The organism is Anoxybacillus ayderensis, assembly GCF_000833605.1.
Taxonomy (GTDB): Bacteria; Bacillota; Bacilli; order Bacillales; family Anoxybacillaceae; genus Anoxybacillus; species Anoxybacillus ayderensis.
This window is the reverse complement of record NZ_JXTG01000059.1, coordinates 1-859: the sequence shown is the minus strand read 5'-3', so window position 1 is coordinate 859 and position 859 is coordinate 1. Positions and strand designations below refer to the sequence as shown.

General features: G+C 50.9%; 1 protein-coding gene. It reads left to right on the top strand.

All coding sequences use genetic code 11. The annotated features are described in order from the left end of the window. The coding region (locus JV16_RS14895; protein ID WP_042536461.1) for an IS1634 family transposase at positions 1-732 on the top strand (732 nt) is incomplete at its 5' end. Positions 733-859 lie beyond the last annotated feature (127 nt).

Here is an 859-nt window from a genome sequence, read left to right as displayed (position 1 = left end):
CGAAACCAAGAAGCAGAGCTTCTTCGGCAGAAACAAACCCAGTGGGAAAGCCGTCTGTTTTCGTGCCGGGAAGACGCCGAACAAGCCCTAGCGTCTCTAAAGGCGTCCCTTCGTCTTCGGTTTCATCGAGTCGAGGCGTCGGTCGAAGCGATCGTGCGCCCGAAGAAACGGCGCGGACGTCCGACAAAAGGGGCGAAACCGGACATGGAGACGCTGTATGCCCTTCGCTTGAACGTGGAATTCGACCAAGATGCGTGGGAACAGGCAAGACGGAAAGCGTCCCGGTTTGTCCTTGTCACGACCGTTCCGGAGGAATGGAAAGGTCAACCGATGGACGCGAAAGAGATCTTGAAGTTGTACAAAGGGCAAATCTCGGTGGAAATGAACTTCTCTTTCTTGAAAGACCCGTTCTTTACGGATGAGATTTACGTAAAAAAACCGGAACGGGTCGCGGTATTGGGCTATTTGTTTCTGTTGGCCTTGGCGATTTACCGCGTCTTCCAGCGCCGGGTGCGTCAGTTCATCACTCCGGAACACCCATTAAAGGGGGCGGGAGGCCGGAAACTGACCCGACCGACCGGACAAGCGATTTTTCAATTATTTTGGTATGTCAGAGTCGTCCTGTTGGAACTGCCGGATGGACGAATTCAACGCGCGTTAGGTCAACCGCTCACGTACGAGCAGCGAAGGATTTTGCAAGGATTAGGGATGGACGAGAGCATTTACGTCTAACGGGATAAAGAACGATCAGAGATGGTAAAAAAAGGATGCCATCGCTTTTGGTGTTGGTTTAAAAGTTATTCTAAAAAACTGAATAAAAAATCCTTTTGTTCCGCTCTACCAAGGTGCGAAATATGAG